A 9,928-nucleotide genomic window follows, 5' to 3' on the forward strand; every position below is an offset into this window, starting at 1 on the left:
CCGCGCCGGCGCGGGCGTACGAGCCGCTGCCCCATGACGATCCGCCCGTCCTTCTGCGATGGTTGAACTCCTGGGGATGCAGGATCCGTTACCCGCGTCCCGGGGAGACCGACCTGTTCGACCTCGGGCTGCGGGAGTGGACGGCGTGCTGGTACGCGGACCTGCCGGACCCGGGGACACCGCTCAGCGAGCTCACCGACGACGACATCGCGCCTCTCGGCAAGTGCTACGCCGCACTGGCCGGGCTCCGCGTCGGCACACCGCACCGCCCCCGCTCGCTGGGGGCGACCGCCGCCTCGAAACTGCTCCACGGTCTTCGCCCGCGCACCCTCGTCCCCTGGGACGAGGCCATCGCCGGAAGGCTGCACGGGGGCCGGAACGCGGAAGCGTATCTGTCCCATCAACGGCTCAACCGGGACTGGGCACGCCGGCTCCTCGCCGACAGCCTTCTGGACGAGGAGGCCCTCGCCGCCTCGTACGGGTGCCCCGGGCGTCCCCTCGCCAAGATGCTCGACGACTACACCTACATCAAACTGACTCGATCGGACACAAGGTGATCCTTCGCATAGACCACATCGGGCTGGCGACCGACGACCCCACCGGAGTCGCCGCCTTCATGACCGCCCTGGGCATGCGCAAGTACGAGGACGGGCTTGTGGACGACTACGGCGTGGACTGCGAGTTCTGGCAGTTCTCCGGCGGTGCCGGGAACCCCGCCGTGGAGATCGTCTCCCCGGTCCGGGAGAACTCCGCCATCGCCGGCCGGCTCGACCGGGAGGGTCCGGGCCTGTACCACGTCGCCTTCGAGGTCGACGACCTGGAAGGCGAGATGGCCCGGCTGCGCGGCCACGGTTTCACCTCGATCGACGCGCACCCGTGCAAGGGCGCGCGGGTGGGCATGCGGGTGGCCTTCCTGTACGCCCGCCCGCCGGCCGGCCTGCTGGTCGAGCTGGTCCACTACGAGTCCGCACAGCACGCCGACGGGGAGCAGAACGCGTGATCACCCTCCAGGACGTCCGCGAGGCGGCCCAACCGCTGCCCCGCACCGAGGAGCACCTGATCAGGGAGTACATCAAGTTCAAGGTCGGCCGCATCGTGTACGCCACGGTCTCCCCGGACGAGACGACCCTGGGCTTCGCCTTCCCCAAGGAGGAACGCGATCTGCTGATCGCGTCGGCCCCCGGCACGTTCCAGCTGCCGCGCGCCTCCGACCTGCGCTACAACTGGGTCGAGCTGCGCATGGCGGCGGTCATCGCGGGATCGGCCGCCTCGGCCTCGCCGCCGAGCGCTCGGGGGTCCCGTCCACGCGAGACGCTCGGCCGGGGTTCCCCGGCCGAGCGTCGGAACGAGCCGGCGGCGGCCGGCCGGCGGGTCGTCACGCCCCCTTGAACGCGCCACCGGGAGGGGACGGCCCGCCGGCGTGGCCCTCGGGCCGCCGTCAGGTCAGATCGTCGGGGTGTCGTCGACGACTTCCTTGTGCGGTTCGACGATGAACTTCCAGCCGTCGCTGGGCTCCAGGAACCGCACGCGCGTCGGGTAGATGTCCAGGGCGCGGCGGTCGCGGTTCTGAGCGCCCGCGTTCTTCCGGCCCCGGGTCGGCTCCTCGAACAGGTCGACCTTGACGTCCGGGACCGCGACGACTTCCTCGCTCCAGCGCTGGACGATCCCCGCGCCGAACGCGTCGCGCGCGGAGGAGTAGAGCGCCTCCAGGGACTCCTTGTTCCCGTTGGGCACGAAGAGGGCGACGTTCAGGAGGACGCCGGCGCTCTGGAGAACCTCGATCTCCTCCCCGCCCTTGTCGGCGGCCCAGATCCCGCGCTCCTCGGCATTGTCCGGGAGAACGTGGATTTCCTCACCGAAGGCGGTCCGCACGGCGAAGGACCCTCCCTCGGAATTCTTACCCGGCTCCGCAAGGAAAGCCGGCGCGTAGCAGTCGAGAGGAAGGCCATCCATCTCTGCCGAGACGAAGATGCCGTCCTGGAGGCCCAACTGTGAAACCTCCTCGGCCGTAAGACGTCGAGCCGTGACCTTCTCGGTATTCACGCCATTCCCCTTTTTTCGTGGCGTCCTATGAATTCATCAAGACTCTACCACGAAAACGACAGGCCAGTTCCCGTCACACATGCCTTCGAACCACGATAGTACTGGTCAACCGTCCGGGCAATTTCTTTCGCAAGAACATCGGACGAATCCTCCGGCACCTGCGGCGAAACGCGGCACCCGGAGAGGAATGCGATGAGGCACACCGGGTGATCCACTTGTCCCGGCGGTGTTTTCGGTGAAGAAATAGGCGGTCGAGCGGAATGCGGGCGGACTTGCCGAATGACAACAAGCGGGCAAGAGAGGCTTTACCGCTCGGCATTACGCCGTGCTCGCGTTCCCATTCGAACGGTCATATCGGCACCACAGTCATATCGGCACCATCTCCTCACCCGACGGTCCGGGTGAAGCCGAGGGAATAGTACCGGGACTTCCGGTCGAGGCTGAAAATCGTATCGGGCATCGCCGAGGAAGGCGGAGGCCCGCGGCGCCCTCGCGCCGGTCCGCGCCAGCCGTTCGGTCGTCGAGGACCAGCGTCTTCGTCCGTTTTCCCTCACGGCGAGCGGTGCGCGACCGGCCGCGCCGGGGATTCCGTCCGAGCAGCGCCGCCCGCCGTCCGCCTTTCGCCCCGCCGCCCGTACCTGAGGCGACGACTCGGTTCGGCGAGGGCGGAGGCGACGGCGCTCATGGGGTGGACGGGGTGTCGTCCTCCAGGTCGCCGCGGAGGGCGGCGACGGCGAAGGCCACCGTGGAGGCCAGGAGGAGCACTGCGAGCGGCCCCCAGATCGCCGGGATCGCCCACATCGGCCAGTCGTTGGCCGCCTGCGCCCAGAGCGTCAGGATGGCGGCGGCCCCCAGGCCGACACCGTGCCACCGCACCACGGTCGCCGCTTTCGCGTGACGCCGGTTGCCCGGGGCGAAGAGTGGCCACAGCCCCCCGACGAGGGCGGTCAGGCCGAGGGAAATGCCGGCGAGCGCGCCGCCGAGGCGGTCCTCCGGCCGTCCCAGGGGCCCCGCGGACGTCTGCTGCCGCCGTCCGTCGGCATCCCGTACCTCGACGACCTGCCCGTGCCAGACCAGACCGACGACATCGTCACCCGGCGCCATCTCCGACAGCACCGGATCCGTTTGCGCGAACGTCACCTTCCATGACTCACCGGACGGCAGTGTCAATTCCGCTTCCGGCGACTCGCCTTTCTCGGCTCGGTTCAGGTCGGCCCCGCGAACGGTGAATCGCTGTTCCCACAGGCACCCCGACGCCTTCACCGGGGCGGAGGCGCACATCGGCGCGGCACGGAACTCCCGCTCGCGCTCCCGCGCTTCGCCGATCCGGAAAGCCGTCGCCACTCCCAGAACGAGAGCCACGACGCCGATCAGCAGCCATATCGCGGTCCGTATCGCCTTGTGCGACGCCTGCTCCATGGGTCCCCCCACCTCTCTCCCCCGTTCACGTGGGGGAACACACCGGCACGTAGGGGAACACACCGGCCGGACGGCCGCCCATACCCGCCACCGGCAGCGCCCGGCCCCTTGAGCTTGCCGGGCCGAGGAAACGACGTCGCGCGGGTGCGGAGGCGGACCGGCCGGTGTTCCTTGCCGCGGACCGGCCGGTGTTCCTCGTCGAGGAGGGAGAGCGCCGCCTCCTGACGGAAGGTGCGGGGGGCAGGGCAACCCTGCGCCCATCTCATCGGTCACACTGGCGCCACTTGTTTCACCTGTTCCCCATTGGTCCGGAAGGGGCCCCGCACTCTGTGATGACTCGTACCCGGCTGATCGCGCTGGCCGCGACCGCCGCTCTCGCGGCCACCGGTGGTCTGATCACCGCCGCCCCGGCCTCCGCGGCTGTCACCTGCGCCTCTCCCGTCTGGAAGGCTCAGTACTTCGGCAACTCCACCTTCAGCGGCACGCCGAAGCTGACCGCCTGCGACTCCGCCGTCGCCGAGAACTACGGGCAGGGCGACCCGCCCGGCGTCACGCTGCCCAAGGACAACTTCTCCGTCCGCTGGTCCCTCACCCGGGACTTCGGCTCCGGCGGCCCCTTCCGGCTCTCCGCCGCCACGCAGGACGGCATGCGCGTCTACGTCGACGGTGTGCGGAAGATCGACCTGTGGAAGAACGTCTCCGCCACCGCCCGCAAGACGGTCGACCTGACCGTCCCGGCCGGCAAGCACACGATCCGCGTGGACTACGTCGCCTGGACCGGTCTCGCCAGCGCCGCGTTCACATACGCCCCGCGCACCGAGGCCACCGTCGACACGGTCAAGCCGCTCGCCCCGGCCGGCCTCACCGCCGCGTACAGCCGGGACAGCACGAAGACCACCCTGCGCTGGACCGCCAACAAGGAGATGGACCTCGCCGGTTACCGCGTGTACCGCCGGCTGAGCACCACTTCGTGGGCGAAGGCCAGCGGCACGTCGCCGCTCACCTCCCCGTCCTTCGTGGACGCCACGCCCGCCACGGGCCAGACCTTCCTGTACGAGGTCCGCGCCGTCGACAAGGCGGGCCGCGAGTCCGCCGGCGGCCCCGACGCCACCGTCGCGACCGTGGACCGCACCGGCCCGGCGGCGCCGGCCGGTCTCACGGTCACCGGCGACGCGTGGTGGGCCACCCTGGCCTGGCGGGGGGTCGCCGACGCCGCGAAATACGAGGTGTACGCCGCTCCCAAGGCCACCGGCCCGTTCGAACTGCTGGGTACGACCGCCTCGGCGTCGTACCGCACCGACGCTCCCCCGAACACCGCCCGGTACTACCGGGTCCGCGCCCTCGACGCGCTCGGCAACCCGTCGGCGTACGCCACCGTCACCGGCGACGGCGTGGACCGGACGCCGCCGAAGTCCCCCACCTCCCTCGGCTCCGTCGTCGGCGCCGACTACACCAAGGTGTACTGGAAGCAGCCCGACGGCTTCTACGAGGACTTCGACAACGGCGGGACCTACCGCGTCTACCGTTCCCCCGGCAGGACACTCGACCCCGCCGCGCTCACCCGCGTGACCTGCGCCGAGGAGAGCGACGAGACGAGCACCGACGGCATCTGCCACGACCTGGGCATGCCCGCGGGTACGTACGTGACGTACGCGGTCGTGGCCGTGGACCCGTCCGGCAACCAGTCGGCGCTGTCCGCCCCGCTCGTCGTCCGCACCGGCGACCGCGTCGCGCCCGGCCCGGTCACCGGTGTGAAGGCCACCCCGCGCGCCGACGGCGTGCTGGTGAGCTGGACCGCCTCGGCCGAGGACGACGTCGAACGCTACGACGTCTGGACCGGCGCCCGGCAGGCCGACGGCACGGTCAAGTGGCTCGGCACCAACTTCTGCGCGGAGGGCACGAGCGATCCGCTCGCGGTCCTCTGCGGTGACCTGCCGGACGGCGAGACATACGTGTACGCGGTCCTCGCCAGGGACCGCTGGGGCAACGGACTGCGCCCGGGTGACCCGAAGGCCGTGGTCGTCGAGGCCACCGAACTGGACGTCCGGCCGTCCGTGACGGTCACCCGGGACTGGGACCTCGGCAGCATGGGCTACGGCACCGTGATCGGCGGACCCGGCCAGGACGGGCCGTCCATCAGCTGGCGGTGCGACAGGACGGCCGAGTGCGACACCGTCACGGGCTACCGGGTCAGCAGGTGGGACCCGGCCGCCAAGGCGTACCGGCCGCTGCACGCCGAACCGCTGCCGGCGCAGACCCGCGCCTTCACGGACACCACGGCCACGCGCGGGACCACGTACTTCTACACGCTGGAGGCGGTGCGCGCCGACGGCGGCGTCGCGGGCACACACACATGGAACTGCGTCTTCCAGGACCGCGTCTGAGGGCTGTCCGTCATCCGCGGCGGATCGGCGCGTGGCGCGGGACGCGGTGCGCCTGAGGCGGAGGGGCGCCCCCGTACCGGTCGTACGGGGGCGTCCCCGCGACGAGGCGAGGTGCCGTACCGGCCGCGCGGGCGCCCGCCGGCGGCTACGGGAGGACAGCCCTCAGCCGCGGGAGGTCCTGAATCCGGGCGGAGAAACCGGCGCGGCGTGTCACGGCGGAATCGGGGCCGCGCTCACGCCAGGTGTTAACGTCGCGTGGCATCACCGCGAGTCCGGGACACCCGGGATTCCTGTCCTGACGGCCACCGTACGAACATCGCGCGGTGTGCCGGCCCGTGTGCCGACAGCTGTAGCGGCATCTTCGACTCGCCTTTGTCCCGCTCCCGCTCGCGTTGTCCTCTCGGCGCCGTGTTCGCGCGGGGCACCGGCGGTGGGCGGCGGGACAACGGCTGTGAGAGGCGGAATCCATGGCGCCACGCCCCCACTGGCTGTTCGGGGACCAGCTCGGTCCGCGTTTCCTGGACCCGCGCCACGGCGGACCCGACGCCCGGGCCCCGGTGGTCATGATCGAGGCGCGTTCGGTGCTGGGCCGGCGCCGTTTCCACCGGGCGAAGGCCCATCTGGTGCTCTCGGCGATGCGGCACCGTGCCGCCGAACTCGGTGACCGGGTCACCTATGTCCGGGCCGAGACGTACGCCGAGGGTCTGGAGCAGGCCCTCGGGCGTCCGGTGTCCCGCCGCTCGGGCACCCATGACCGGGGCGCGGGTCCCGCACGGGAGCGCGGCGCCGGTGACCGGCTGACGGTTTGCCACCCCACCTCGCGCCGGGCGCTGGACTTCGTCGGCGCGCTGGAGGGGGTGGAGATCCTGCCGGCGAAGGGCTTCCTGGTGAGCCACGACGACTTCGCCGCGTGGGCCGGCCGGGGCGGCGGAAAAGGCCTGCGGCTGGAGGGCTTCTACCGTTGGGTGCGCGAGCGGCACGACCTGCTCATGGACGGCGACGCTCCCGCGGGCGGGCGGTGGAACCTCGACCACGACAACCGCGAACCCCCGCCGCGCGGACGGGACACCCTCGACGTCCGGGGCCCCTGGCGGCCGGGCGAGGACGCGATCGACGAGGAGGTCCGCCACGACCTCGATCGCTGGGAACGCGACGGCGCCGTCTCCTTCGCCGGCCGTGACGGCCCCAGGCGCTTTCCCGTCACCCGGCGCGAGGCGCTGTCCGCGCTGCGGCACTTCGTCACCCACCGGCTGCCCGGCTTCGGCCGCCACGAGGACGCCATGCTCGCGGCCGACCCGGTGATGAGCCACAGCCTGCTGTCCGTACCCCTGAACCTCGGTCTCCTCGACCCGGCCGAATGCGTGGACCGCGCCGAACGCGCCTACCGCGCCGGCGACGCGCCCCTCAACAGCGTCGAGGGCTTCGTCCGGCAGATCGCCGGCTGGCGCGAGTACGTCTGGCACCTGTACTGGCATTTCGGCGAGGACTACCGCCACCGCAACGCACTGCGCCACACCGCCCCCCTGCCGGACTGGTTCCTCGACCTGGACGCCGACGCGGTCACCGCCCACTGCCTGTCCACCGTGCTCGCCCAGGTGCGGGACACCGGCTGGACCCACCACATCCCCCGGCTGATGGTGCTCGGCAGCCGGGCCCTCCAGGACGGCTGGGACCCGGCGGCCGTCACCGACTGGTTCCACCGCTGCTTCGTCGACGGCTACGACTGGGTCATGCTCCCCAACGTCGTCGGTATGTCCCAGTACGCCGACGGCGGCCTCATGACCACCAAGCCCTACACCTCCGGCGGCGCCTACATCCACCGGATGAGCGACCTGTGCGGCCCCTGCGCCTACCGCCCCACCCACCGCACCGGCGACCACGCCTGCCCCTACACCGCCGGCTACTGGGCCTTCCTCCACCGCCACCGCGACCGGCTGGCCGCCAACCACCGCACGGCCCGCGCCGTCAAGGGCCTCGACCGTCTCACGGACCTGCCCGGACTCCTCGCCGCGACCGCGCGCCGCGGCGACACACCGCCCTGACCGGCCCGGCGAGGATCGCGGCACCGTTCCCCGCCGACGCGCGACGACCACTGAGAGCGGGCGGGTCTAGGGGTTCTCCGGGCGCCGGGTGGTGAAGCTGTCCAGGACGCGTGCGAGCGCGCGGTCGAAGACGGCGTCCAGATCGATCGGCCCCGAGTCCTCCGCGAACGCCGCCGCCAGTCGGGGATAGCGGCCGGAGGCGATCTCGCGCCCCATGTAGGCGATGCGTACGGCGTGTTCCTGCTCCGCGGACCAGGGCAGGGACCTGGCGCGCTCGGCGGTCTGCAACTCGTTGGCGACATAGGTGGTCACGACGCCGTTGACCATCGCCACCAGCTCCATCTTCTCGCCGTAGGGCAGGTCGAGGGCGTCCAGGCAGGCCAGGCTGTGTTCGAGGTAGCGCATCGCGTTCGGGCTGAAGCCGTAGACCGCCGACATCAGCCGCGCCATCCAGGGGTGCGCCCGCATCATCGCGCGGGCCCGGTGCGCGAGGGCGGTCAGGTCGGCCCGCCAGTCCCCGGACGGCTTCTCGGGCAGGTCGTACTCACCGGCGACCCGGTCGGCCATCAGCTCGTACAGGTCCTCCTTGCGCGGCACGTAGTTGTACAGCGACATCGTGCCGCATCCCAGTTCGGCGGCGACCTGACGCATGGTCACGGCGTCGATGCCGCCCGCGTCGGCGACACGGACGGCCGCCGCCGCGATATCGGCGCGGCTGAACGCCGGCTTGGGACCGCGGCCGGCCCGCTCCGGGCGTGCCCAGATCACGTGGGGTTCAGCAGGTCGCCCCGCCATCGGTCATCACCTCGTCCACCATCTTAGTTACGTACAACGTACGTAGTGAGATACGGTGAGCCGTATGACAACTACGTACGACGTACTTAGTGAAGGTCTGGAGAAGCGCTTCGGCGCCGGCCGGGTGCATGCCCTGCGCGGGCTGGATCTCGCCGTCGCCAAGGGCACCGTCTGCGGGGTGCTCGGACCGAACGGCGCGGGCAAGACCACCGCCGTACGGATTCTGACCACCCTCACCACACCCGACGCCGGCACCGCCCTGGTCGCCGGACACGATGTGATCCGCGATCCGGGCGCCGTGCGCCGGTCGATCGGTGTCACCAGCCAGGACACCTCCCTGGACGGCGAGTTGACCGGCCGGGAGAACCTCCGGCTCTTCGCCCGGCTGCTCGGTGTCAGAGGCGCCCCGGGCCGGGCCCGCGCCGATGAGCTGCTGGAGCGCTTCGAGCTGACGGACGCCGCCGACCGGGCGGCACGGACCTACTCGGGCGGGATGCGGCGGCGGCTGGATCTGGCCGCCGGCCTGCTGACCCGTCCCCGGGTGCTCTTCCTCGACGAGCCGACCACCGGACTCGATCCGCACAGCAGGAACCAGATCTGGGACGCCGTACGCGAACTCGCCGACCGGGGCACCACCGTCCTGCTGACCACGCAGTATCTGGAGGAGGCCGACCGGCTGGCCGACGACATCGTGCTGATCGACCGGGGCCGCGCCGCCCATCAGGGCAGTCCGGCCGGGCTGAAGTCGCTGATCGGCTCGTACGCGGAGGTGGTGCTCGCCGGGGAGACGGCGGGCCGGGCCGCCGAGGACGCGCTCGTCACGGCCGCGGGCGTGCTCGACCGGCTGACCGGAGCGGAGCCCGTACTCGACCGGGAGCGCCGAACGGCGGGAGCCGTGGCGACGGACCCGTCGCTGACCCTGCCCCGGCTCGTCAGGGAACTGGACGCGGCGGGTGTGCCGGTGGCCGACGCGAGTCTGCGCCCGCCGACGCTCGACGAGGTCTTCCTGCGACTGACCGGCCGCGCCTCGGACCGCGGTACGGACATCCGCCGCCACCACGGAAAGGAGCACGCGGCATGAGCGCCGTCGTGTACGAGACCGGGACCGTCCTCGGACGCCATCTCCAGCGGATCAGGCACGCGCCGGGCGTGGTGATCCTCACCCAGACCATGCCGATCAACATGCTGCTCTTCTTCGGCTATGTCTTCGGCAGCGCGCTGGCGACGCCCGGCGAGCAGTACCGC

At 71.5% G+C, this 9,928-nt stretch carries 8 protein-coding genes and 2 pseudogenes; 7 read left to right on the forward strand and 3 right to left on the reverse strand.

Translation table 11 applies throughout. From position 1 onward, the window contains the following. The 3 genes and pseudogenes from BFF77_RS35910 to BFF77_RS25025 form a co-directional block, all read left to right on the forward strand. Positions 1-557: pseudogene (locus BFF77_RS35910) on the forward strand (MmcQ/YjbR family DNA-binding protein); the annotation flags it as partial. Then, entirely contained in the window at positions 554-1,000 is a 447-nt protein-coding gene (locus tag BFF77_RS25020; RefSeq protein ID WP_066953682.1) for a VOC family protein, read from the forward strand. The pseudogene BFF77_RS35910 and the gene BFF77_RS25020, both read left to right, overlap by 4 nt. Further along, a complete protein-coding gene (locus BFF77_RS25025; RefSeq protein WP_066953683.1) occupies positions 997-1,389 on the forward strand; it encodes a hypothetical protein in 393 nt (130 codons plus the stop codon). Before BFF77_RS25020 ends, BFF77_RS25025 begins: the two co-directional genes overlap by 4 nt. A 54-nt stretch (positions 1,390-1,443) precedes the next feature. On the opposite strand, the gene BFF77_RS25030 is transcribed toward BFF77_RS25025, so the two are convergent. Together BFF77_RS25030 and BFF77_RS34755 are read right to left on the reverse strand one after the other, a co-directional pair. Then, positions 1,444-2,043, reverse strand: coding sequence for a hypothetical protein (locus tag BFF77_RS25030; protein WP_066953685.1), 600 nt, complete (start codon positions 2,041-2,043; stop codon positions 1,444-1,446). 681 nt (positions 2,044-2,724) lie between these two features. Further along, positions 2,725-3,462, reverse strand: coding sequence for a hypothetical protein (locus tag BFF77_RS34755; RefSeq protein WP_066953687.1), 738 nt, complete (start codon positions 3,460-3,462; stop codon positions 2,725-2,727). Between the two features lie 332 nt (positions 3,463-3,794). On the opposite strand from BFF77_RS34755, the gene BFF77_RS25040 reads away from it, so the two are divergent. Together BFF77_RS25040 and BFF77_RS25045 are read left to right on the forward strand one after the other, a co-directional pair. Then, positions 3,795-5,846, forward strand: coding sequence for a PA14 domain-containing protein (locus tag BFF77_RS25040; RefSeq protein WP_066953690.1), 2,052 nt, complete (start codon positions 3,795-3,797; stop codon positions 5,844-5,846). Between the two features lie 467 nt (positions 5,847-6,313). Further along, positions 6,314-7,888 (forward strand): cryptochrome/photolyase family protein, encoded by a 1,575-nt coding sequence (locus BFF77_RS25045; protein ID WP_066953693.1) that lies wholly within the window; start codon positions 6,314-6,316, stop codon positions 7,886-7,888. A gap of 66 nt (positions 7,889-7,954) precedes the next feature. On the opposite strand, the gene BFF77_RS25050 is transcribed toward BFF77_RS25045, so the two are convergent. Next, entirely contained in the window at positions 7,955-8,683 is a 729-nt protein-coding gene (locus BFF77_RS25050; protein WP_066953696.1) for a TetR/AcrR family transcriptional regulator, read from the reverse strand. A 64-nt stretch (positions 8,684-8,747) separates the two neighbouring features. On the opposite strand from BFF77_RS25050, the gene BFF77_RS25055 reads away from it, so the two are divergent. Both BFF77_RS25055 and BFF77_RS37140 read left to right on the forward strand, forming a co-directional pair. Then, complete coding sequence (locus BFF77_RS25055) at positions 8,748-9,764, forward strand: ATP-binding cassette domain-containing protein (protein WP_066953700.1); 1,017 nt, start codon at positions 8,748-8,750, stop codon at positions 9,762-9,764. After that, positions 9,761-9,928 (forward strand): annotated as a pseudogene (locus tag BFF77_RS37140) (ABC transporter permease); the annotation flags it as partial. The gene BFF77_RS25055 and the pseudogene BFF77_RS37140, both read left to right, overlap by 4 nt.

Origin of the sequence: Streptomyces lushanensis, assembly GCF_001700515.1 — a bacterium.
Lineage (GTDB): Bacteria > Actinomycetota > Actinomycetes > Streptomycetales > Streptomycetaceae > Streptomyces > Streptomyces lushanensis.

Bases quoted from the DNA above. Each gene is read 5' to 3' on its own strand.
- BFF77_RS25055 (WP_066953700.1), top strand. From the start codon at position 8,748: ATGACAACTACGTACGACGTACTTAGTGAAGGTCTGGAGAAGCGCTTC.
- BFF77_RS25040 (WP_066953690.1), top strand. From the start codon at position 3,795: ATGACTCGTACCCGGCTGATCGCGCTGGCCGCGACCGCCGCTCTCGCG.
- BFF77_RS34755 (WP_066953687.1), bottom strand. From the start codon at position 3,462: ATGGAGCAGGCGTCGCACAAGGCGATACGGACCGCGATATGGCTGCTG.
- BFF77_RS25045 (WP_066953693.1), top strand. From the start codon at position 6,314: ATGGCGCCACGCCCCCACTGGCTGTTCGGGGACCAGCTCGGTCCGCGT.
- BFF77_RS25050 (WP_066953696.1), bottom strand. From the start codon at position 8,683: ATGGCGGGGCGACCTGCTGAACCCCACGTGATCTGGGCACGCCCGGAG.